A 21,134-nucleotide genomic window follows, 5' to 3' on the forward strand; every position below is an offset into this window, starting at 1 on the left:
CTGCGGGCGCGCGCGGCCGGAACCTATTCGACCTTGGCCCAGTCGAGCGTGCGCTCCACCGCCCGCTTCCAGCCCTCGTACCCTTCGGTGCGCCGTTCCTCCGACCACTCGGGGTTCCAGCGCTTGGACTCCTGCCAGTGGGTGCGCAGTTCGTCCGTGTCCCGCCAGAAGCCGGTGGCGAGCCCGGCCGCGTAGGCGGCGCCGAGCGCGGTCGTCTCGGCGACTACCGGACGGCTGACCGGTACGCCGAGGACATCGGCCTGGGTCTGCATGCAGAGGTCGTTGGCCGTCACTCCGCCGTCGACCTTGAGCACGTCGAGGTGGACGCCGGAGTCCTGCTCCATGGCTTCCACCACGTCGCGGGTCTGGTAGCAGATCGCCTCCAGGGTGGCTCGCGCCAGGTGGCCGTTGTCGTGATAGCGGGCCAGGCCGACGATCGCGCCGCGGGCGTCGGAGCGCCAGTACGGGGCGAACAGGCCGGAGAAGGCGGGGACGAAGTAGATGCCGCCGCTGTCCTCGACGGTGCTCGCCAGGCGCTCGCTCTCGGCGGCGTCGCTGATGATCTTCAGCTGGTCGCGCAGCCATTGCACGGCGGAGCCGGTGACCGCGATGGATCCTTCGAGGGCGTAGATCGCGGGGTTGTCGCCGAACTGGTACGCCACGGTGGTCAGGAGGCCGTGCTGCGAGCGGACCAGTTCCGTCCCGGTGTTGAGCACCAGGAAGTTGCCGGTTCCGTACGTGTTCTTCGCCTCGCCGGGCGCGTAGCAGACCTGCCCGACGGTGGCCGCCTGCTGGTCGCCGAGGACACCGGTGATGGGAATGGCCTCGCGCAGCGGCCGGGAGGTGCGGGTGTGTCCGTACGCCTCCGGGTGGGAGGACGGGTTGATGGTGGGCAGCATGGCCCGGGGTACGCCGAAGAAGCCGAGCAGTTCGTCGTCCCAGTCGAGGGTCTCCAGGTCCATGAGCATGGTGCGGCTGGCGTTGGTGACGTCGGTGGCGTGGACACCGCCATCGGGTCCGCCGGTGAGGTTCCACAGCACCCAGCAGTCGGTGTTGCCGAAGAGGGCGTGGCCCTGCTCGGCGGCCTCGCGCACGCCGTCGACGTTCTCCAGGATCCATTGGATCTTGCCGCCGGAGAAGTAGGTGGCCGGCGGCAGCCCCGCTTTACGGCGGATGACGTCGCCCTGGCCGCCGCGTTCCAGTGCAGCGGCGATGGAGTCGGTACGGGTGTCCTGCCAGACGATGGCGTTGTAGTACGGGCGGCCGGTGCGGGGGTCCCAGACAACGGTCGTCTCGCGCTGGTTGGTGATGCCGACGGCCGCCAGGTCGGAGGCGTCGAGGTTTCCGTGCCGGAGGGCGTTCTGGATCACCGAGTTGGTGCGTTCCCAGATCTCCACCGGGTCGTGTTCGACCCACCCCGAGCGCGGGAGGATCTGGGAGTGCTCCAGCTGGTGCCGCGCCACCTCGTTGCCGGAGTGGTCGAAGATCATGAAACGGGTGCTCGTGGTCCCCTGGTCCACTGCGCCGACGAAGTCAGCCATGGGGTGCCGCCTCCTCTTGGGATGCCGTGTGTGGGGCTGTCGTCCGGGACGGGACGGGCGGTGTCCGCCCGCCCCGGATCAGGTCAGCTCTCGTCCGGTGCCGGGACGCGTCCGGGAGGCTCCGGTTCGGCGGTCGGCAGGAACCGGCCGATGAGCAACTTGTAGATACCCGCTCCCAGCACACCGCCGATGAACGGGCCGATGATCGGCACCCAGAAGTAGAAGTTGCCGTACTGATCTCTCCATGCCGTGCCGTATCCGGTGAGGAAGCTGGCCAGACGGGGGCCGAGGTCACGGGCCGGGTTGATCGCGTACCCGGCGTTCGTACCCCAAGCCATGCCGATCGCCACGACGATCAGGCCGACGATGAACGGGGCCAGGTTGGCGCCGGGAGGTGTGCCCAGCAGGTCCGTGACCGCGAAGATCAGCAGGAGCAGGATCGCGGTGCCGATGATCTGGTCCCGCAGTGCGCCCCACTCGGTCACCGGCAGGTTCGGGTTTCCGTTGGCCGGGAGCGTGGAGAAGACACCCTGGGTCTTGATGGTGTGGCCGGGGTCGGCCTTCGCCAGTGCCTCGGTGTAGTTCCAGCGGACGATCAGGGCGGCAACGAAGGCTCCGGCGAGCTGGGCCAGTGCGTAGGGGGCCACCCTGCTCCACGGGAAGCCCTTGAAAGTGGCCAGGGCGACGGTCACCGCGGGATTGAGGTGGGCGCCGCTCAGCCGTGCCGCGACGTAGACGCCCAGGGTCACGCCGAGACCCCAGGCCCAGGCGATGCTGTCGTGGTTTCCGAGGCCGCCTGCCGGGTCCGTCAGGGCTCCGCCGGCTACCACCTGGGCCACGACACCACAGCCGAAGAGGATGAGAATCATGGTGCCTGCGAATTCTGCCGAGAGTTCGCCGACCAGCCCTGATGCTTTGAGGCGCTCCTTCATGGGTGCCCGCTTCCCGCCGGTCCGAAGACCGGCATTCGACTGCCCCGAGCCCCCGGTTCAGCGTAAGACGGGTCGCCCGAACCGGAAAGGCGAGGGCGGTCCGTCCCGTGGAGGCCGGTGCCCGCTTCGGGTTTCCCGGTCCTTCTCCGAGGCGGTCGTCCCAGTTCTCGCGGATGTCCGCGGCATGGCAGCACACTGTTCGTATGGCGTGCCCTCGCGGACGCGCCTGCCCGGCGTCCGGTGATCGGTGCTCCGTGACGGCGCCGGACCGCTCACCCGTCGGCTCCGACCGGGAGGCACACGATGAAGATGCTGATCAACAGTCCCCAGACCGTGGTCGCGGACGCCCTGCGGGGGCTGGCCGCCGCCCACCCCGAGCTGGACGTGGACGCCGAGGCCCGGGTCGTCGTACGGCGGGACGCGCGGCAGGGCGGGCGGGTCGGTCTCGTCTCCGGTGGCGGCTCCGGACACGAGCCCTTGCACGCCGGCTTCGTCGGACACGGAATGCTGTCCGCCGCCTGTCCGGGCGAGGTGTTCACTTCCCCCGTGCCCGACCAGATGGTGCGGGCGGCCAAGGCCGTGGACTCCGGGCAGGGGGTGCTGTTCGTCGTCAAGAATTACACCGGGGACGTCCTGAACTTCGACATGGCCGCCGAGCTCGCCGAGGAGGACGGCATCCGGGTCGAGCGGGTGCTGGTCAACGACGACGTCGCCGTGACCGACAGCCTCTACACCGCTGGGCGCCGCGGCACCGGGGCCACGCTCTTCGTCGAGAAGATCGCCGGGGCGGCGGCCGAGGAGGGCGCGCCGCTGGAGCAGGTCGCCGCACTCGCCCGGCAGGTCAACGAGGCCTCGGGCAGCTTCGGCGTGGCGCTGAGCGCCTGCACCACCCCCGCAAAGGGCGGTCCCACCTTCGACCTGCCGGACGGCGAGCTGGAGCTGGGCATCGGGATCCACGGGGAGCCGGGCCGGGAGCGGCGCCCGATGATGCCGGCGGGGGAGATCGCTGAGGTCGCGGTGGGTTCCGTGCTGGAGGACATGGCGAACGCGGCCCCTGTCGACGGGCCGGTGCTGGCCCTGGTGAACGGGATGGGCGCGACGCCGCTGCTGGAGCTGTACGGCTTCCACGCGGAGGTGGCCCGGGTGCTGGCGGCTCGGGGCGTCCCGGTGGCCCGGACCCTCGTGGGGAACTACGTCACCTCGCTGGACATGGCGGGGTGCTCGGTGACGCTGTGCCGGGCCGACGAGGAAATGCTGCGGCTGTGGGACGCGCCGGTGCAGACGGCAGCGCTGCGCTGGGGCCGCTGACCCCAGTCGGCGCTGGCGCATATCCGCCGGGCCTACTCCTGCTCACGCGCTCCGCGGGCCGAGGCCGGCACCTGGGACCACACCCTGCCCGACGGCGCCGTGATCACCGTCGGCGCCGCCCGAACAGGCTGCCCGGAGGCATTGTTCGATCCCTCCTCGATCGACCTCCCAGCCGGATTGCTCGTTGCGCTGGTCGGAGGCGTTGACGGGAGCGAGCCCGTGCCGGCGGCCGACGGCCGGTCGGCGGAGCGGCCCGGGTACAGTCGCTCGATGCTGTGCATCGACTGTGGGTGGACGGGTCGCAGATGCGGCGCCGGCCCCCTTGAGCGCCTCGGCGTCCGGGTCCACTGGACCGCTTCGACGGCCACGGGGGGACGTGAAGCACCAGCGCGGTCGAGCGGAAGGGCTTCGACGGTTTCGTGACGGGCGGGACCGGACAGTACGAGGGCTTCACCGCACGGCTCACTTCGAGCCGGTGGCCGGGAAGGCCGACCAGTACCACGTGGTCTTCCATTGATCTGCCGTCCTGGCGCCTGGCCGGCGTTGCCAGCCGGGCCACCGAACCGGGCTGGGTCGAACATGAGTTCTTTGAGGTCAGCGTATTTGGGGTCGACGGGCCGGCCGGTCGCTGCCATGTAGGCGGTGATGGTGGCGGCGGCGAAGAGGGGTTGCGGGATTCCATGGGGCGTAGCTTGGTTTTGGTGTGCGCGAGGGCGGCGGCGAGCCAGGCCGCATCGATCTGGTAGCCGACTTGTGGGAGTTCAGCGCGGTGGCGGGCGACGGCGGCCACGAGCGCGGTGTAGTCACGCAGATGGGACTCTTCGGGGATCTGCTGCTCCTGGATTTCCAGGAGCCATCGTTCGTCGATGCGCAGGATCACAGGGAGCCGCCACCGGTGGGCGGGACGTCGCGGTCGAAGTCGGTGCGGAAGCGGGTCATGAATTCATCGGCGGCGGCGAAGAACCGGGTCCTGGGCCCGCCCAGGTCGCGTTCGATGGCCTCGGCGCGGCGGCCCGGATTGCCCGGGGTGGGACTGGCTGCGGTGGTGTCCCGGCGACAGCGGCCGGGAACCCGGCGTGCCGGCCTGCTCGACTTGTCCCGCGCGGTCCTGGACTCCGCACACGTACGGCCGCAAAATGGGGCGAACTCACAGGTCCGAGCCCCGTGGACCGTCCTTCCCGCCCCATGAGAACGGCCTCACCTCGGGCTGTCGCCGGAATCGGGTGCCCCACGGCCGGGTTGCGGGCGGGGTCCTCAGAAGACCCTCAAAGGCCGTTGAGGACCGTATGGCATAGGAACGGGGTGGCACCTGCCGGCAGGGACGGGCCCGGTCGAGGGTGAGGGTGTGCGCCGATTGGTGGGGGATGGGCTTGCTGGAGTGCGGGCACTGGTGAAGGATCAGATTACGGGATGTGCGGCCTATTTATCGTGATGTCACGATTCATGGCGTGTCGTCCCGTCCCTACTCGACCTCATGAGGTGTGGCCATGGAAGACAGTCCGCTCAGCCGTCGAGCGCTGTTGTGGGGTGCTGCGGGCGCGGCGGGTACGGCTCTGGCCGCTGTCGGGCTGCCCCGGCTGATGGGGCCCGAGCAGAAGGTGAAGGCTGCGCTGCCGAGCCCCGTGCGCAAGGCCCCAGTCGCCGCCGCCGGGCCGCCTGCGACCCGGCGGCGGGAGGCCCTGTTGGACTACGCCCCCGCCGTCTGGGTCGAGGCCTCCGAGTCCAACTACACGCCCTCCGACCGTCCCGAGGCCTATCCCATCGAATACGTCGTCATTCATCTGACAACGGACCGCTTGCCGATCATGCTCGGCATGTTCCAGGACCCCGCCGAGAGGGTGTCCGCGCACTACGTGGTCAGCGCAACCGGCACGCGGATCGCCCAGTGCGTGCGCGAGCGCGACGTCGCCTGGCATTCCAACAACGTCTGGTACAACCACCGGAGCATTGGTATCGAGCACGAAGGCTGGATCGACCAGCCTGTTTACACCGACAAGATGTACGAGGCATCCGCCGTGCTCACGGCCACGATCTGCGCGAAGTACAACGTGCCGGTCGACCGGGACCACGTCCTGGGCCACGTCGAAATCCCGGAGTCCACTCACGAGGACCCCGGGGACGTGTGGAACTGGAGCAAGTACATGAAGCTCGTCGAGGCCGCCCACCGGCGCATCAGGACCTGACACCGCGTCGACCCCATCACGCGGGCTTGCCGTCGCCGTAGAGCCACGAGTCCCAGATCGAGTCGAGGTCCCGGCCGGTCTTGGCCTCCGCGTACGCGGTGAAGTCGTCCGTGGAGGCGTGGCCGTGACGGTGGCGCAGGGTCCAGCCCCGCACCAGGGTACGGAAGGCCTCGTCGCCCACGGTCTGGCGGATCCTGTGGATCACCATCGCGCCGCGCACGTACACCGGCTGGCCGGAGATGTCCGAGGCGCTCGGCGGCTCGGCGGGCGGGAAGTCCCACTCGTCGTCATCCGCAGCCTTGGCATGGTTGCGGTCGAAGTGCTCCTGGGCGCTGGCGCCGCCGTGGTCCTCGGTCCACAGCCACTCCGCATAGGTCGCGAAGCCCTCGCTGAGCCACATGTCCCGCCAGGTCCGCGGGGTGACGGAGTTGCCGAACCACTGGTGGGCCAGTTCGTGCACCACGTTGGTGGTGTGGAAGATGTCGGCCGGAATGGTCGGCCTGGTCTGGGTCTCCAGGGCGTAGGGCACATCGGCCGCCTGATCGACGATCACCCCGGCGGCGGAGAAGGGGTAGGGGCCGAACCTCCCCTCGGCCCATTCCATGATCTCGGGGAACCGGGCGAGGACCGCTCCGTCCTCGTCCACGCTCGCGGTCGTGTCCATCGCCGATACGACCGGGACGCCCGATCGGGTCCGGGAGGTCCTGATGTCGTAGCTGCCGATGGCCACGGTCGCCACATAGCTGGCCATGGCCTCGGCCTGGTGCCAGTGGAAGGTGGCGCGGTCGCCGCTGGTTCGCCGGGCAAGCAGCCGCCCGTTGGAGATCGCCTGCACCCCCTTGGGGACCGTGACGGTGATGTCGTACGAGGCCTTGTCCGAGGGGTGATGGTTGCCCGGGAACCAGGACATAGAGCCCGTCGGCTCACCGAACGCGACCGCTCCGTTGTCCGTCCTCAACCAGCCTTCGCGCCACCCGTGGTCATGGGTGATCGACTCCGGCGTGCCCGCGTAGTGCACGACGCCGCGGAAGGCGGCGCCCTTCCTGAGGTGATCGCGCAGCTGCAGGGTCAGCTCCTGCCCGTCCCGCCGAACCCGCGCCTCGCGGCCGTCGACGGTGGCGCTCAGCACCTCCATGCCGAGGAGGTCGAGATTGAAGGCGCTGAGGTCCTCGGTGGCCTTCGCTGTGATCTCCGCAGTGCCCTCGAGGCGGCCGTTGCCCGGGTCGTAGGCCAGAGTCAGGGCGTAGTGGGTGACGTCGTAGCCGCCGTTGCCGAGCTCCGGGAAGTACGGGTCACCGGCGCCTGCGGCAGCGGCGTGCCCGCCCCGGAACACCGTGCTGGCAGCCCCCCTCCGAGCAGTGTCCGCGCCGGTACGGGCACCCGCCACGCCGCCGCCACGGCCGTCGGACTCCGAGCACGCGGGGAGTGCGGCGAGTAGGCCCGCGACCGCTAAGGCTGCCAGACGTCCGGAAATCTTCACGCAGCCGATCATGACCCAGCCCCCAGGCGCCCCCGACCCCGCCACGCCGTGCGTATGACGCCGACCTGACGAAGGCCGACTTTACCGGCGCGCTCCTCAAGCGGGCGCAGCCGAAAGGGGCAAAGCTGAACGGAGCCCGCGGGCTGCCGCGTCCCTCCGCTAGATCTCTGTCGCATTCCCAGCATGTGACTCACATGCCTGATGGCGGATCAGCTGTCTGGTCTGCGCGAAAGACCCCGAACTCTAGATTTCCGGCGAGGTCGGACTTAAACGGTGCAGTCCGGAGCCACGACTGTAGAGATCTTCGAGACCACCCACCGGCGGTAGACGACACCGTGCTGAGCACACCCCCGCGAGGCGCGGTCCGGGTCCACGTGTCGATGACCTTCACCCCCGGGGGGACCGAAGGTCGAGAGGACATGGGAAGCCGAGGCGTCGGTGGTGAAGCGGTTGCGCGGCTTCATCGGGACGCACGGCTCGGACGACGTGACCATCATTTTGTGGGCCGAGACGGACGGCATCCGGCGCCGCTTGCGCAACTGGACGAAGGACCACGGCGAGGTGCTCCACACGCGGGCAGCGACCCGCCCGACGGGACCAGCTGCGACCCACCCTTCGGTGAAGCCGTACAGCGGCGCCTGGGTCCTGGTCTCCACGAGCGGGGCCCACCCGTTTCACACGGTGTTCGGCACCACTGCCCTCGCTGCGTGATACCTACCACCGGCAGGTGAGCTGCAGCCGAAGCCGCCATCCTCATGCGCCCGCAACTCCTCGTCCTCGGTCGCGACCACACTGTGGGCCGATACGACGGCCGGCCGAAGCGCATGGCTGCGCCCGGAGAAGACGACTCCTGTCTGGCTGTGCTTTCGGGCGAGGTTGCACGTCGGTCGATCGCGCACCGGCAGCCACCGACTGGCCCAGTCGGTGTGGTGGGGTTTCCGGTCCGTTGTTGCGTGCGCAGGCGGGTCATCGCCATCGGGCCGGTTAGGACTTCAGGCGTTGGATGAGCTTGAGGAGGTTGACGGTGTTCTTGACGTCCTTCCGGCCGTCGAGCCACCGGCTGTGCCACCTCCCGCCCGGGTGCTCCACCTCCAGACGGTAGTAGTGGCCGCCGGGTATGAGGGTGCCGATGTCGGGGAAGTAGTCGTGGCCGGCCGAGAAGCGGGAGTCCGGGAAGGAGTCGTAACCCAGGTCCAGGGTGCCCGACGGGTCTTTGGCGAGGATTCCGGCCCGGGTGAAGACGAGGCTCTCGGGCCCGCCGAAGATTCGCCAATGGGTCTGCCAGACCGCCAAGACCTCCTCGCTGGAAGCCAGGCCGTGGAAGGCCACGGCTTTGTCCACCGCGGGCTGCGAGATGCCCTGGCGGACGAGGTGGAAGTTACGGACCGGGCCGAGCTCCTCCAGGGCCTCGCGCAGATGCTGCCCGAAGTCAGCGGGTACCGGGTATACCGGCGCGGGGCGTTCGGCAGGCTCGGCTGGAGCCGCGGCCGTCGGGGCGGCCGGGTTCGGGAAGAGCGGGACGGACGCGAGGTCGCCGCTGGCCTGGTCCGGCACGTGGACCTCGGGCCGGGGGGCGTCGGGGACGGCCGCCAGCCGCTGGCCGGTGAGCGTGCAGACCCGGCGCAGGGTCAGGGGGCCCGGGGCTTCGGGGTCGCCGGCCTTGAGGGTGTCGACGAGCGCCCGGTTGAACAGGGTGCGCGTGTCCAGGTTCTCCAGCCGGGCCGGGGCATGCGCGCTGGCCGCGCACAGCAAAGCCACCCCCCGGTCGGCTGGGAAGTACGTGAGCAGTTCCTCGGTCTTGCGGGTGACGACTTCGTCGAGGGGGCCCTGGAGGGTCCGGGCGGCTTCCGCGGCGAAGCAGCAGTCGAGGACGAGGATCCTGGCGCTGAGCGGCATCCGGGCCTTCATCAGCCGTCCCAGCGAGGCGACGCGCAGGCTCGTCTCGTCCTCCAGCGGGCCCTGGGTGTCGTGCACGAGCAGGCAGTAGTCCCGGGCCGGCCCGAAGAAGGCGCCGTGGCCGAGGTAGAAGAAGAGGACGAGCAGCCCCTTGCCGTGCTCCGCCCCGAGGTCCTTCTGCCGGCGGGAGAAGAACGCGTCAATGCTCGCGTACTGCTCGCGTGAGTTCGGCAGGTCGAACAGGTCGAGGAGGTTCTCCGTCGGGAGCGCCAAGTGATCCGAGCCGGTCAGGTATTTCACGATGTGCCGGCTGGACCGGGCGAAGGCGGCAGCGGCGGGGAAGCCGTCCATGGACGGCCATGCGCTGGCTCCCGCCACGACCGCCAGGGTCCGCCGGGGGACGAGGGCCATCGGGGCTACTTCTGGAGGAAGTCTTTGATGACGGCTTCCAGGCGAGCGTCCGGCCTGCCCTGCAGCGTCACGTCGACGGTCTCGCCGGCGCGATTGCGCCGCTTCATCGTCAGGCGGACCTCATGGCGGCGCCGCAGCCACATGGCCAGGCCTGTCGCCAGCACGGAGGTGGCGGTCGAGCCCAGGATTACTTCCAGGATCACGCCCGCGTCCTGGGTTAGCCCGTCGTCCTTGACCTGTTCCACCGCCAGCGCGGGCTCGCGGTCGAAGAGATGCTCGCGCAGCTCGGCGGCCAGCACATTGGCCTGCGCCCGCTCCACCCCCGCAAAACCGATCACAACATCACTCTCGGCCATACCCACCCCCAACTGACTGACTGACTGGCTGACCGGCCCGGCCCGGCCCGGCCCGGCCGGACCCGCGGCCCGACGCAGGGAGCCGTACCCCGGCCGCTCACCCCTCACACGTCCAGAGGCCCGGCGGCGGGACGTTTCCGACCCGGGGGCCGACGTGCCGTGTCGGCCCCCGCCGTTGTGACGGAGAGCGTCAGTCGGCCAGTGAGTACTTCAGTGGCCAATTGTGCTCAGCGGCTGCTCGGGGCCTCTGATTGGCAATTGGGCCCGGTGCGTACGACTGGGTCGGCTCTGCGCCGTCTTTCGGGCGCGTGATGGTCGCTCTCGCCGAAAACGTGGTCCGCGACGTTGTGCCCGGCAGCCGGCACGGCTCAGGCTGCACCGATCGTCGCCGGCGTTGCTACCTGCTCGACCGTCATCATTGGGCGCCACCGGGCATGGCAGCGGTGGGCGAGATCACGGGTCGCCTGTCCGGCAATGTGGTCAGCCGTTGACTGCGATCATGAGCCGCATGCTGTCGCTGACGATGAACGACGCCGCGGCCGGGATACTCGGAGTGCTTGCCAGCCGGGTCGACCTGACGCCGCCCGGCGGCCTTGCCCCCGGCCTGCGTGACCGGCTTGCGGAAGGGATCACCCGCCGAGGAGAGGTGCTCACCTGGGCCAACTCGGCAGGCAACGCCAACGACGCTCCCTCGTTCTTCGGAGATCTCACCGGCTGGGAGTGCGCTGACAGCTCCTTCCACCTGGAGGACCACGTCCCCGTCGACGTCCGGATCATCGACGACGCCCCGCAGGTCTCGCAGGACGATCAGCGAATCCTGCTCCTTCACGGGATCGCATTCGCCCTGGAGTTCCGTCAGCTCATCACCAGGCTGGACCATCCAAGCCCGGTGCGCTGCATCGTCAGCGCCAACGAAACCAACGCGACGTTCAGGTTCCACCAGATCCGTGCGGGCGAGTCATGGAGCCACCCAGACCTCGACAGCTACCGGATGGACAAGATGGTCGTGATCGACCTCAAGCCAGCTGCCGGATGATCCCCCTGGCATCGGCAGGCACGTCCGTGGTGAAGAGAAGGTTCAAGGCCGTCGCCGTCAGACCACCGAAGCGATCATCGGCGGCATCACCGGCACGCTCCGGCGTCCGCAGCTGCTCCTTCTGGGACGGTACGACGCCGATGGCCGGCTACGCGCGGTCGGCCGCACCACGCCCCTGAAACCGGACGCCGCCCGACGGCTCGCCGACCACCTCGCCGCCGCCGGCCCCGAACACCCCTGGACCGGCGTACGGTTCACCGCCCACCTGGGGCAGCGATGAACCCCTCGACCTCATCCTCGTCGTTCCTGAACAGGTCGCCGAAGTCAGCGCGGACACCGCCAGTCGTGTTTCCGTATTTGAACCAGCTGCTCGGCCCTGCCTTGCCCTCCCAGTGGTCGGTCCGTACGAACGTACAGGTGACCAGGGACTTTCCGTCCGCCAGCCGCAGGACCGGGAGCTCGGCTCCCGCGACCTCGAAGGCGTAGCTCTGGCGGATGAGGCCCTTCCACTCCTGCCTCTTGTCCTCGTTGTTGTAGGACGCGACGACCTCACTCGTGAGCTTGCCCGGAGTGAAGTGCTCGCTCTCGGGTACTTCGTTCGGAGCCGTGAAGCTCAGGTACTGCGCGTACCGGCCACACGCGCCCCGGGCCTCAGCCGCGGTCGGCGACAGTGCGACGGCGCCCGACGCCTCCCGTACGGGGGCGGCGATGGGCTTGTCCCGCACCTCGAAGTGGAAATTCCCGTGAAAATGGTCGTCGAGCTCGCCCGGCTGATCACGCTCCGCCGGAATCAGGTACTCAGGCTGGGCCATGGACGCCCGTCGAATCCCAAGGGCATCCAGCTCCCGCCCCAGGCGCTGCAACGTCTGAGCTTGTTCTTTATGGTTTGAGTCGGTTTCGTTCGGTGATGCTCTCTGGTCGTTTCACGGTTTTACCCACGTCGTAACGGGTGGCGGGCCGCCGGATTTTCGAGCAAAGTGGCCTGCCAGGTCCGGGGGTTGGGGGTTTTGGCGCGCGGGTCGGGCAGTGCAGGTGCGGGCGGAGGTTCCGAAACCCCCGGCGGACTCGGGCCGGGGTGAGTCGGCCGGGCTCGGCGGGCTTCTCCCACGGCCGCCGCAAGTCGGCGGCGGCCTCGCGCAGAAGGCGGATCTGGGTGTGGGCGGCGATGATCAGCCAGGTCCAGCGCTCGCCGGCCTTGGGGGTTCGCAGCTTCGGGCGGGTCCACCCGAGGGTCTGTTTCATCAGCCGGAAGGTGTGCTCCAGGTCGAAGCGCCTCAGGAATGCCTGCCAGCGCACGTCGACGTCCTCGCAGTTCAGGCCGGTGGCGGACGACCACAGCCAGAGCGGGCAGTCGAATAGGTCCTCCCGGAAGCGTGACGCTTGCGCGAACGCTTCCCCGGGACCGGCGTCAGGCAGCAGACTCACCTTCACGGCCTTCGTCTTGATCGGTGCACCTTGGTCGGAGCACGTGATCAGACGAAGGCCGCCCCAGCGGCCCGCGAATGCCCAGCTGGGCTACCCAGTTCGATACGCCGTTCGAAGTCAGTCAGGCAGCGCCACGGTGAGATCCACCTCGACGAGCTGTCCCGGAAAGCCCAGCTGGGCGACGCCCAAGAGCGTGCTGGCGGTGGTGAACGCCGGACCCAGGGCAGACTCGGTGAGCCGACGCCATGCGGCTCCGAGAATGTCCCTCTCATCGCTCCGCACGTAGATCACTGACCGCACCACATGTTCAGGCTGGGCACTCACCGCTGCCAGGGCAGCGAGCGCGTTCGCGACAACCTGGTCGACCTGCGTCTCGAGGGAACCGGAACCGACGAGGTCACCATTCCGATCAAGCGGGCACTGCCCCGCCAGATAGGCGGTACGGCCTGCCTCCACCACGGTGATGTGGTGGTAGCCGGGTGTCTCATGCAGCTGCTCGGGGTTGATGCGGGTGATCTTCTCAGTCATGTCAGCGAGTCTGACCAGCGTGGTGCCAGCACGCACCGCATTTTCTCCACCGGCAAGCATTCCGCAGTGACGTGAGGTTAAAGAACAAGCTGAGGACCTGGCCCACATCTCGCCGTACCTGACCGAGCGCATCAAACGGTTCGGCGAGTACAGCGCGCACGAACTCGGCATCGAACCCGACGCGTACGACCCGAAGCTCGACGTCGACTTCACCCTGCTGCGCGAAGGGGATCTGAACGTCGTCGGCTTGGACCAGGCCGCGTGATGCCGGGTGCGGCCGCGAGCGGTGAGGCGGCGAGCAGCCCCGCGCGCGCGGGCCGGTGTCTGTACCGCGCCGGGTGCGCCCGCGGCGACGCCGCGGGCGCTGATCCGTCAGGCGGGCTGGACGGTGATTGTGCAGAGGCGCTTGGTGGCCCGGGTCAGGGCTACGTACAAGTCCCTTTCCCCACCGGGGCGGGCCGTGATGATCTCCTCGGGGTTCATGACGACGACCCCGTCGAACTCCAGGCCGCGTGCTTCGGACGCCGGCACGATGCGTGCGTGGTGAGCGATGCCCTGGGCCGTCAGCTCGCGCACCCTGGTGTCGGCGCAGATCACTCCCAGAAGCTCGCCCGGGTGCGCGGTGCTCTGGGCTCGGAGCTCCTGCGCGACGGCGGTGACCAACCCGTCCGGAGGCGTGGTCACGGTGCGAGGGCTCTCACCGCTTCGCAGTGACCGTGTCGGCTTCTGGTCCGGAGCGATCCGCGCGAGCAGGTCCCGGACGCTCTCCAGGATCTCCTGCGTGGTGCGGTAGCTGACGGTCAGGTTGTGCAGTTTGAACCGCGGTCCGACGTGGGGGCTCAGCGCTTCCTTCCAGTCGCGTGCTGTCGCGACCGGGCCGGCCTGGGCGAAGTCGCCCACCAGCGTCATCGCCCTTGCCGGGCAGCGGCGGATGATCATCCGCCACTGCATGGCGGTCAGCTCCTGCGCTTCGTCGACGACGACGTGCCCGTACGTCCGCTCGGGGGGGCCGTCGACCAGGCTCGCCGCCTCGTCCAGCAACGGCACATCGGCATCGGTCCACGGGTCGTCCTGACCGCGCAGCAGAAGGGACCGCTCCTGCGCGGTCAGGCGGGGCAGGCGCTCGGCGAGAGCGTCGGCGTTCGTCAGGAGCGCCTTCACGAGGTCACCGGGTACCAGCCGCGGCCACAACACCTCGACCGCTCGGTCGACACCGGCGTCGTCGAGGAGATCGGCTCGGATGGCGTCCAGGTCCAGCTCGTGGACCGGACCCGGGTCGGCCGCACCTTCGGTACGGCGCTGGGCGGCTCCCGTGAACCGGTCGAGGTTGATGCCCGTCATCCTTTCGGCGTCGGCGTCGATCTGCTCCAGGAGGTCGCCCATGTCTCGTTGCATCGCGTCGGTGACGGCGTCGACCAAGAGCTCTTTGAACACCTGGCGCGCGGGGCTGTGCCCCGGTGCGGCTGCCACGGCGGCGTCGCGTGCCGTGGCGACTTCCTCGCCGGAGAGGTGAACCAGTTCCTGTCCGACCCGCACGGTGAAGTCGCCGCGGGGAGCTTGGTGGTCGCGCAGCAGGCCGGCCAAGGCGTCGGCGAGGTCGGACCTGCCCTTGAGACGCGCCGTATCGAACGGGTCCACCGTGTCCGTGGACACTCCGGCCAGTTCGTGGCAGGTCGCCAAGGCGACGTCGTTTTCTCCGAGGGAGGGAAGGACCTGGGAGATGTAGTCGAGGAACCGGGCGTTCGGGCCCACCACCAGGACACCCTCCTCGGCGGCGCGCGGGAACGCGTACAGGACATAGGCCGCCCGGTGCAGGGCAACCACCGTCTTGCCGGTGCCGGGCCCGCCCTGCACCACGGTCACCCCGCGGTGGGCGGAGCGGACGATCTCGTCCTGCTCGGCCTGCAGCGTCGCGACGGCCGCGTGCATCCTGCCCGTACGCCGTGCCGACAGAGCCTCGGTCAACGGGCCGTCACCCACGACGTCTTCGTCAGTCGGGGCGGTACCGTCGAGCAGTTCGTCGCTCACCGAGATGACCGTGCGCTCCTCAAGGCGCAGGTGTCGGCGGCGGCGCAGATTCATCGGGTGGACCGGTGTCGCCTCGTAGAAGGGCCGCGCCGCGTTCGCGCGCCAGTCCACGAGCAGAGGCAGCTCGTCGTCCTCCGTATGCAGGCCGATCCGCCCGATGCGCAGGGCCGTGCCATCCGTCCAGTCGATGCGGCCGAAGACCAGCCCCTTTTCGGCGCCCTCCAGCCTGCCGATCTCCTTGGCCAGACGCTCGGCGGCGATTTCTCTCTCGTATGCCTCACCGGCGCTTTCCGCCGGGGCCTTCAGCACACTCGCTCGGTGTACTCGCGCCTCGGAAAGCCGCTCGGTGAGCAACTCGTATAAGGAGGACACATAATCCCGCTCCGATTCAACCGCACGCACAACGGGATCATTCATTTGCGACAACAGGGGGGCTCCTTTGATTCGAGCCACACCATACGGTCAAAGTTCCCTAAAGGTAAGTCTTGACTTACTTGGTGAAGCTATGGCCCTACGACGGAATCCATGACGGCTGACCGCATGGCGCATCATGCGTTCCGCCGTTCTGTATATCGCTAGTTGCACTCCCGATGCCCGCCTGCCTCATGGGTGAGCCCGCCCTTGGATGCGGGCGATGTTTTGCCGCGCTCGGGAAATAGGGGGAAGATCCGGCGAGGCGACCGGCGCCATCGAGCTCACTGCCAGGGGGCATCTGGTCGCTTCGTCTGGCGACCCGACCGAGGAGACGAGCACAGAATGGGTTAGGCCCTCGACCGGTCCACCACTGCCCGACCCGTACCGACGGCCCCATCTCAGGACCGCAGCACCACGCCGCCGTTGGCCGCGGCCAACCCGGACGGATCGGTGAACTCTCACCCCGTTCGCCGCCGCGACGCCCGGCGGCAGGCCCGTCCGTGCCCGGACCATCCGACCCGGCCCCGCCCAACCTGGATCCGCCGATCTTCGGCCTCCGCGTCTTTGTTTTCCCGCGTCCCGCCCGTCCCCCGGTACCGCAGACGCGGCACACCGCCACCTCGGCTACACCGCGAGTCACGCCCGTGGCTCATCCGGCCTGTGCCCCGGCATCGTCGCGTCGCAGCCGACGATCCGAGTGTGCCTCGCCGGCCGCGGTGCACGGGTGGCGAATGGCGGTGCGGTCCGTGGGGTCGGCGTACCGTGCCGGAGGTGACGGATACGACCCGAGAAGACGGCCTGTCGGCGGCCCTGTCGGCCCTGGCCCGCACGTTCGGACTGGGCGAAGTGCGCGCCCGGCAGTTTCTCGCCCATGGGCTGATGAACCGCAACTGGCGCCTGGACACGGCCTCCGGTGCGTACGCGGTGAAGGAGATCACCGACGTCCCCCTGCCCACGGTCCGCAGAAACCTCGCGGTGCTGTCCGGCCTCGCGAGCGACGGCATCCCGGTCCCGGCACCGCTGGCTGCCGACGGCGGAGACCTCGTGGCGGAGATCGGCGGCCACGGCTACTGCGTTCTGCCCTGGGTGGACGGCGACCACGTGCCCGGGAATGAACTCACCCTTACTCAGGCCCGCGAGCTCGGCGCGGTCCTGGCCCGTCTCCACGAGGGCCTGCGCCGTCACGCCCCAGGCCCGCTCCCGGAGCAGGCTCCGCTGTCGAAGGTCGGAGACCCGGCCGCTGCCGACCGCACCGCTGTCGTCCTCCTGGAACGCCTCCCGGCCGAGGCGGCGGCCGACTTCGGCAAGGCCGCTGCCGAGGCCCTGCACGAGCGGCGTGACCTGCTCGCCCGGCACGTCGGCGCGCGGCCGCTGGGCGAGGTCCCGGCCGGGCCGTACGGGTGGACACACGGCGACTTCCAGTACCGCAACCTGATACGGCAGGGCGGCCGGGTTGTGGCGGTCCTGGACTGGGACCGGCTCGGTGTCCGCCCGTACGGGGAGGAGGTCGCGCGGACCGCGCAGGTCCAGTTCGGGGTGGGCGGAGTCTTCGACCTCGACCGCGTCGCCGCCTTCACCACCGGGTACCGGTCGGTGATCGACCTGCCTCAGGCAGACCTCGCCGACGCCGTGCGACGGCTGTGGTGGAAGCGCATGACCGACTTCTGGCAGCTGGAGTTCCACCTCGACCGCCAGGACCCCACCTTCGGGGAGATGTTCCTGGCGGACGAGGCACTGCTGCACTGGTGGACCGACCGAGCCGAGGAGGTCCAGGCCGCCTACGCGGCTGGCTAGATGGCAGCTGCCGCCGGGATCAGCCCGGCGGCGGCCAGTTCGGGCAGGCACGGCCGGGCCAGCGGGACGGCCCGAGCCCGTGCTTTCGCTCCCAGGCCCGCCCGGTCGGCGGACCCGACTGCCTGCACCCGGGCGTCCACGTCGTCTGGGTCCAGGATCAGCCCGCCGTCCCCGACAGCCTCCGGGATGCCGCCCCTGTCGGAGCCGAGAGTGGCGACGCCGTGGAATCCGGCCTCCGCGATCACTCGGGGGAAGGGGTCCTCGACCTGGGAGGGGACCAGCAGCAGATCGTTCGCGGCGTACAGCGGCCCCATCGCGTAGGTGCGGGGCACCCATTGGACGTTGGGGTATCCGGTGAACTCGTGGGCGGTGTCCCACCAGCCTTCCACGAGGGGTGAAGCGGTGGCCGGGGAGCCGGTGGATCAGCTGGTGCAGGAGGGCGGTGCCCTCGGCGGGGATGGGGTTGACCATCAGTAGGCCCCCGGAGAAGGGGGGTGCCTCACCGCGGCCGGCGGGCAGGCGCCGCTCACCTTGGGCCGGGGCGAACGGGGGGGTAGAAGACGACCGGCTGTGTCCCGCCGGGGCTGTCACCCGCCCGGCGACGAACTTCGACGTGGCGAGCGCGACGTGAAGTCCGCCTCAAGGACGCCCATGCCGGAGGCGGAGACGGAGTGCAGCCACCCGGCAACCGTGCACGAGCGTCGGGTGATTGCGGCGATGTCCGCCGCACCCTCCTGCGAGGTCACCACCAACTCCGGCTGCGCCTCCTTCAGGATGCCCGTCAGCACCTTGTCCACCCGGTCCTGGGGCACAGCCCTGCACCAGACGCCGTTCCACAGGTACCGGACCTCCCCGGCCGCCTTCCTCACGCCGTGCCGGTCGCAGCCGGAGAACGCGTAGGTGGGCCAGAACGCGACATCCTCCCAGAACCAGCGGCATCCCAGGCATCGGGCCGCCTCGCGGACGGCGAGGTGGTCGGGATGACGGGTCACGGCGGCCGGTGCGATCAGCTCGGCGTCCTCCATCCCGTCCAGCACCTCCGCGAGCTCGGAGGCGATCTGCGCCACCTGTGCCGGCCGGGGCGCCCGGTAGGGCTTCTCCGCATCCTTGCGCCCAAGCCCGATGCGGGCAGCGCCCAGGGGTAACAGAGAATGGACGGCCTCCCGTTCGCGGAGTTCGGAGACGGCGTCCACGCTGCCGAAGGTGTTCTCCAGGGCGGGGCGGACGCTGCGCGACCGGGTGAAGACGGTGACCACGGTCAGCGGTCCGCCTCGCCCAACCGCTGGCCGAAGACCTCCGCCGCCCCTGGGAACGACCCGCAGAGCCCCGTCGGCTCGCCCCCGCCCGCGTCCGCCGGGGGTTCCGCCACCTCCGCGCGAAGACCACCCGTCCCGCAACTGTGCCCAGACCTAACCGGCCAGGACCCGGACGGCCACCCGGCTCGAAAAACCGCAGGCCACCACCACGGCACGCACCTGGAAAGACAGCGAAACGAGCCGAGACCCTCACCGAACACGTCCGCTTGAAACAACAACGAGGTTAAAGATCAAGCTAAGGGGGCCACTCAGGCGCCATGGTTCATGGTGAAGACGAAGCTCTCCGAGTTGTAGTAGTTGGGCAGGTGTGCGAGGTAGGAGCCCTCGTGGGGTGGATTCTCGTTCCACCAGTCTGCTGGACCGAGCAGGTGTGAGGAGTAGTCGCTGGATGCGACACGGGGTACGAACTGCAGTCGGAACGCGTCTGATCCCTTCTCCAGGTGGATCGTCCAGAGCTGTACGGAGGAATGGGCTGAGGAGCTGTCACCGCAGTTGTTCAGGACGACCCGGACGATGTTCCCGCCACCGTCGGTACCGTCGAGGCACCTCTGGCTGCCCGTGTTGCGGAGCCGGTACGCGCCGGACGCGTCCTTGAGCGTCTCCCACCGCTGCAACGCCCCTTCCCGGCACTCCTCGAGGTGCAGTGCGGCCCCTGCGGCGCTGCTCTGCGCGCCGACGCACAGCCCGGTCTTTTTGTTGACGAGCTGGAAGCCGGTGGGATGGGCGTTCTCTGTGCTGGTGGCGGCGTCATCCGGCTCCGGGTCTGGCGGCGTGCGGGACGGAGCAGGGGAGGCCGGAACAGGGGAGGTCGGAGGAGGGGAGGTCGGAGGAGGGGTCTCGGGGGATGGGGTGGGGGAGGCTGTGGTGGCGGCGGGTATGGATATGGGGGGCACGAGGGTGGCGCGAGCCAGGGGTGCGGGAGTGGTGCCACTCTGGCTGGTCGTCTCGCTGACGGCGACGATGACCGTGGCCACCACTACGGCGATGGAGGCCGCCACGAGGAGCGAGGCGTGGGAGCGTGGTACCGCGGCAAACCAGCTGCCCGGGCGCGGCCCCGGGGATGGGGAGCCTGGGCCGGCAGCGGTGGTCATGTCGCATGCGCCCGCCTGCGTGGGTGCCCTCGAGTCGGCGCCGGGGGTGTCCCCGCGGGCGGTGGCCGAGTTCTTTGCCGCGTCCAGGAGAAGGCCGGTGAGGACTGCCTGGCTTCCATTGCGGAGGACGGCGAGCTCGGCCCGGATGCCTGAGCAGCTGGAGCAGGCCGCGGTGTGCTGGTCGAGAGCATCGGATGCGTTGGAACTACCGCCCTGGACCGTGTCATCCATCACGGCGGTCAGATGCCGGCAGGTCCGGCTTGGGGCCTGGGCGACGTAGGTTCGCAGATATGCCTCGCACAGCTGTGTGCGAGCCGAGGGGGCGACGGATATGTCGCCGTCAGGATGCTGGGCCTGGCGGAGCCCGGCGGGTCCGGGGACTTCGGCCAGTTCGGGGCACAGGGACTGCTGCGATGCCGGGGACAGTGTGCGGAAGGCTCGCAGGACCAAAGGGTCCTCGCCGGCGGCCGTCTGGGTCAAGGTGCTCCTTGTGCAAATACGCAAGAGGCCGCGATGTGCGAAGAGGGGAGTCATGAGCCGGCCTGACGCGGCGCGCACAGATGAATCCGCTCCCATGGGGGAACCTCAACAACCTGTAAGCCGTGGTCCGGACAGGGACGGGTGCACTCTCCCTTGGCCTCTTGGGGAGATGAAGAGTGCAGGCGAAACGCAAAGCGCGTCAAGTGACAGGACCCTGACCGAGGTTGGGCAGCGTCATACTGACTTTTCTTCAATCCGGCAGGTCACGAACAGATATCAGCTGCCCACCGGTTATGCCCCACCGGAGGATTCCGCCGCATCCTTGGTGGAGAGGTCACCCGATGCAGCTGCATGTCTGCCCCGCCGCTCCACACCGAATTCGGAGTCCGTACATCCCTGACCGCAACACTGGCCGCACCGATGAGGACTACTCAGCCTTCTGGCCCCCGCCCGTTCAGGGTCTGAGCTTGACTCTTTCCCGGGGGACTTGGTGGTTCCAGTGCGCCGGCATGGTCAGCGGGCATGCTCGGGGCTGTTTCGAAGGCCGATGCAGTTGTCGAGGTGTCCGTTGTCGCTCCGTCCCCGTTCCGGTGAGCAAGTCCCCTCTCTGACCGTGCAGATCGCACGGGCGAGCAACCCGGGCGGTACGACGGCGATGTGGGTGAGAGACCGGCTGGACGGGCTGTGGTGCGGTGAGGACTTCGCGGGCTGGTACCCGCGCGACGGACGCCCCGGCATCTCGTCCGCCCAATTGGCCACTGTCTGTGTGCTGCAGTTCCTACCCGGCCTGTCGGACCGTCAGGCAGCGGAAGCGGTCCGCTGCCGCATCGATTTCACGTACGCCCTGGCCATGGAGCTGGACGATCCCGGCTTCCACCACAGCGTGCTGGCCGACTTCCGCGAGCGCCTCGCCCA

At 69.3% G+C, this 21,134-nt stretch carries 16 protein-coding genes and 3 pseudogenes; 7 read left to right on the top strand and 12 right to left on the bottom strand.

The genetic code is table 11. From position 1 onward, the window contains the following. Positions 1-23: 23 nt before the first annotated feature. Positions 24-1,541, bottom strand: coding sequence for a glycerol kinase GlpK (glpK, locus tag OG737_RS33230; RefSeq protein ID WP_328929913.1), 1,518 nt, complete (start codon positions 1,539-1,541; stop codon positions 24-26). Positions 1,542-1,624: 83 nt separating this feature from the next. Next, positions 1,625-2,473 carry an MIP/aquaporin family protein gene (locus OG737_RS33235; protein ID WP_328929914.1) on the bottom strand — a complete coding sequence of 283 codons (849 nt, stop codon included), beginning with the start codon at positions 2,471-2,473 and terminating at the stop codon, positions 1,625-1,627. Positions 2,474-2,776: 303 nt separating this feature from the next. On the opposite strand from OG737_RS33235, the gene dhaK reads away from it, so the two are divergent. Beyond that, the gene (dhaK, locus tag OG737_RS33240; RefSeq protein WP_328929915.1) at positions 2,777-3,781 is read left to right on the top strand and encodes a dihydroxyacetone kinase subunit DhaK; all 1,005 of its coding nucleotides are present in this window, start codon (positions 2,777-2,779) and stop codon (positions 3,779-3,781) included. 1,487 nt (positions 3,782-5,268) lie between these two features. Beyond that, positions 5,269-5,964 carry an N-acetylmuramoyl-L-alanine amidase gene (locus OG737_RS33245; RefSeq protein ID WP_405676463.1) on the top strand — a complete coding sequence of 232 codons (696 nt, stop codon included), beginning with the start codon at positions 5,269-5,271 and terminating at the stop codon, positions 5,962-5,964. Between the two features lie 16 nt (positions 5,965-5,980). Here OG737_RS33245 and OG737_RS33250 read toward each other — a convergent pair whose 3' ends face one another. Next, complete coding sequence (locus OG737_RS33250) at positions 5,981-7,456, bottom strand: M1 family metallopeptidase (RefSeq protein WP_405676460.1); 1,476 nt, start codon at positions 7,454-7,456, stop codon at positions 5,981-5,983. A gap of 429 nt (positions 7,457-7,885) precedes the next feature. On the opposite strand from OG737_RS33250, the gene OG737_RS33255 reads away from it, so the two are divergent. Beyond that, positions 7,886-8,155 (top strand): hypothetical protein, encoded by a 270-nt coding sequence (locus OG737_RS33255; protein ID WP_328929919.1) that lies wholly within the window; start codon positions 7,886-7,888, stop codon positions 8,153-8,155. 273 nt (positions 8,156-8,428) lie between these two features. Here the strand turns inward: OG737_RS33255 and OG737_RS33260 are convergent, their stop codons facing one another. Continuing rightward, positions 8,429-9,751, bottom strand: coding sequence for a hypothetical protein (locus OG737_RS33260; RefSeq protein ID WP_405922362.1), 1,323 nt, complete (start codon positions 9,749-9,751; stop codon positions 8,429-8,431). A gap of 5 nt (positions 9,752-9,756) precedes the next feature. After that, positions 9,757-10,107, bottom strand: coding sequence for a hypothetical protein (locus OG737_RS33265; protein ID WP_328929921.1), 351 nt, complete (start codon positions 10,105-10,107; stop codon positions 9,757-9,759). A 499-nt stretch (positions 10,108-10,606) separates the two neighbouring features. Here OG737_RS33265 and OG737_RS33270 point away from each other — a divergent pair, with 499 nt between their 5' ends. Beyond that, positions 10,607-11,143, top strand: coding sequence for a hypothetical protein (locus OG737_RS33270; protein WP_405922363.1), 537 nt, complete (start codon positions 10,607-10,609; stop codon positions 11,141-11,143). Positions 11,144-11,397: 254 nt separating this feature from the next. Here OG737_RS33270 and OG737_RS33275 read toward each other — a convergent pair whose 3' ends face one another. The 4 genes and pseudogenes from OG737_RS33275 to OG737_RS33290 form a co-directional block, all read right to left on the bottom strand. After that, positions 11,398-11,955: a hypothetical protein gene (locus tag OG737_RS33275; protein WP_405922364.1), complete on the bottom strand. Its 558-nt coding sequence runs from the start codon at positions 11,953-11,955 to the stop codon at positions 11,398-11,400. A 67-nt stretch (positions 11,956-12,022) separates the two neighbouring features. Further along, positions 12,023-12,490 (bottom strand): annotated as a pseudogene (locus tag OG737_RS33280) (transposase); the annotation flags it as partial. A gap of 195 nt (positions 12,491-12,685) precedes the next feature. Further along, the gene (locus OG737_RS33285; RefSeq protein ID WP_266673776.1) at positions 12,686-13,096 is read right to left on the bottom strand and encodes a Rid family hydrolase; all 411 of its coding nucleotides are present in this window, start codon (positions 13,094-13,096) and stop codon (positions 12,686-12,688) included. 372 nt (positions 13,097-13,468) lie between these two features. Beyond that, positions 13,469-15,541, bottom strand: coding sequence for a HelD family protein (locus tag OG737_RS33290; protein ID WP_405922466.1), 2,073 nt, complete (start codon positions 15,539-15,541; stop codon positions 13,469-13,471). Positions 15,542-16,309: 768 nt separating this feature from the next. Between OG737_RS33290 and OG737_RS33295 the strand changes: the two genes are divergently transcribed. After that, positions 16,310-17,332, top strand: a complete 1,023-nt coding sequence (locus tag OG737_RS33295) for a phosphotransferase (protein ID WP_405676454.1) — start codon at positions 16,310-16,312, stop codon at positions 17,330-17,332. Here the strand turns inward: OG737_RS33295 and OG737_RS33300 are convergent. Together OG737_RS33300 and OG737_RS33305 are read right to left on the bottom strand one after the other, a co-directional pair. Next, complete coding sequence (locus tag OG737_RS33300) at positions 17,329-17,721, bottom strand: glycosyltransferase (RefSeq protein ID WP_328929925.1); 393 nt, start codon at positions 17,719-17,721, stop codon at positions 17,329-17,331. The two genes, OG737_RS33295 and OG737_RS33300, sit on opposite strands and share 4 nt — an antisense overlap. A 198-nt stretch (positions 17,722-17,919) precedes the next feature. Continuing rightward, the gene (locus OG737_RS33305) at positions 17,920-18,588 is read right to left on the bottom strand and encodes a hypothetical protein (protein WP_405922365.1); all 669 of its coding nucleotides are present in this window, start codon (positions 18,586-18,588) and stop codon (positions 17,920-17,922) included. A gap of 8 nt (positions 18,589-18,596) precedes the next feature. Between OG737_RS33305 and OG737_RS33310 the strand changes: the two are divergent. Next, positions 18,597-18,875: pseudogene (locus OG737_RS33310) on the top strand (transposase); the annotation flags it as partial. A gap of 21 nt (positions 18,876-18,896) precedes the next feature. Here OG737_RS33310 and OG737_RS33315 read toward each other — a convergent pair. Next, positions 18,897-19,646 (bottom strand): RICIN domain-containing protein, encoded by a 750-nt coding sequence (locus tag OG737_RS33315; protein ID WP_405922366.1) that lies wholly within the window; start codon positions 19,644-19,646, stop codon positions 18,897-18,899. Between the two features lie 1,228 nt (positions 19,647-20,874). On the opposite strand from OG737_RS33315, the pseudogene OG737_RS33320 reads away from it, so the two are divergent. After that, positions 20,875-21,099: pseudogene (locus tag OG737_RS33320) on the top strand (transposase); the annotation flags it as partial. Positions 21,100-21,134 lie beyond the last annotated feature (35 nt).

It is taken from the genome of Streptomyces sp. NBC_00122, assembly GCF_045160845.1.
Lineage (GTDB): Bacteria > Actinomycetota > Actinomycetes > Streptomycetales > Streptomycetaceae > Streptomyces.

Coding starts and splice junctions, on each gene's coding strand:
- OG737_RS33265 (WP_328929921.1), bottom strand. CDS start 10,107: ATGGCCGAGAGTGATGTTGTGATCGGTTTTGCGGGGGTGGAGCGGGCG.
- glpK (WP_328929913.1), bottom strand. CDS start 1,541: ATGGCTGACTTCGTCGGCGCAGTGGACCAGGGGACCACGAGCACCCGT.
- OG737_RS33235 (WP_328929914.1), bottom strand. CDS start 2,473: ATGAAGGAGCGCCTCAAAGCATCAGGGCTGGTCGGCGAACTCTCGGCA.
- OG737_RS33290 (WP_405922466.1), bottom strand. CDS start 15,541: ATGAATGATCCCGTTGTGCGTGCGGTTGAATCGGAGCGGGATTATGTG.
- OG737_RS33260 (WP_405922362.1), bottom strand. CDS start 9,751: ATGGCCCTCGTCCCCCGGCGGACCCTGGCGGTCGTGGCGGGAGCCAGC.
- OG737_RS33245 (WP_405676463.1), top strand. CDS start 5,269: ATGGAAGACAGTCCGCTCAGCCGTCGAGCGCTGTTGTGGGGTGCTGCG.
- dhaK (WP_328929915.1), top strand. CDS start 2,777: ATGAAGATGCTGATCAACAGTCCCCAGACCGTGGTCGCGGACGCCCTG.
- OG737_RS33270 (WP_405922363.1), top strand. CDS start 10,607: ATGAGCCGCATGCTGTCGCTGACGATGAACGACGCCGCGGCCGGGATA.
- OG737_RS33250 (WP_405676460.1), bottom strand. CDS start 7,456: ATGATCGGCTGCGTGAAGATTTCCGGACGTCTGGCAGCCTTAGCGGTC.
- OG737_RS33285 (WP_266673776.1), bottom strand. CDS start 13,096: ATGACTGAGAAGATCACCCGCATCAACCCCGAGCAGCTGCATGAGACA.
- OG737_RS33275 (WP_405922364.1), bottom strand. CDS start 11,955: ATGGCCCAGCCTGAGTACCTGATTCCGGCGGAGCGTGATCAGCCGGGC.